Consider the following 954-nt stretch of genomic DNA (forward strand, 5'->3'; position numbering starts at 1 on the left):
CTGTTCGACGGTCTGCTTGTGCGGTTGCCACCAGTCGGTGTTGGCCCGATACCAGTCGATGGTCGCCGACAACCCGGACCGGAAATCCACATACTGTGGGCGCCAACCCAACTCGGTGCGCAGCCGGGTCGAGTCGATCGCATACCGACGATCATGGCCGGGGCGGTCGGTGACGAAATCGAACGCATCGGCCGGCTGCCCCAACACCTCCAAGATGGTCTCGACCACGCTGCGGTTGCTCTCCTCGCCGTCGGCACCGATCAGATAGGTCTGCCCGATCTGACCCTTGTCGATGATCGTCCACACCGCATCGTTGTGGTCATCGACATGAATCCAGTCCCGCACATTGCGGCCGTCTCCATAGAGTTTGGGCCGCACCCCCGAGAGCACATTGGTGATCTGGCGCGGGATGAACTTCTCGATGTGCTGATACGGCCCATAGTTGTTGGAACAGTTCGAGATCGTCGCCGCCACCCCGAACGACCGCACCCACGCCCGCACCAGCAGATCGCTGCCGGCCTTGGTCGAGGAATACGGGCTCGACGGGTTGTAGGCGGTGTGCTCGGTGAACCGTGCCGGGTCATCGAGGTCGAGATCGCCGTACACCTCGTCGGTACTGATGTGATGCAGACGCACACCATGGCGGCGTACCGCCTCCAACAGGGCAAAGGTGCCCACCAGATTGGTCTGCACGAACGACGACGGATCGGCCAGCGAGTTGTCGTTGTGGGACTCCGCAGCGAAATGCACCACCAGATCAGTGGCGGCGACCAACTCGTCGACCAGATCGGTGTCGGCGATGTCACCGGTGACCAGATCGATCCGTTCGGCCACCGGCGCCAACGTCGCCGGATTGGCCGCATACGTCAACTTGTCCAGCACCGTCACCTCGACCTCCGGCCGCTGCTCCAACGTCCGCAACACGAAGTTCGCGCCGATGAACCCGGCACCACC

Annotated in this window: 1 protein-coding gene; it reads right to left on the reverse strand. The window is 62.9% G+C overall.

What is annotated here, in order from left to right; genetic code table 11:
- Positions 1-954 (reverse strand): dTDP-glucose 4,6-dehydratase (gene rfbB / locus QSJ19_RS26565; RefSeq protein ID WP_286324055.1); only part of this gene is annotated, 954 nt, incomplete at both ends.

This window comes from Gordonia sp. ABSL11-1, assembly GCF_030315685.1.
Classification (GTDB): Bacteria; Actinomycetota; Actinomycetes; order Mycobacteriales; family Mycobacteriaceae; genus Gordonia.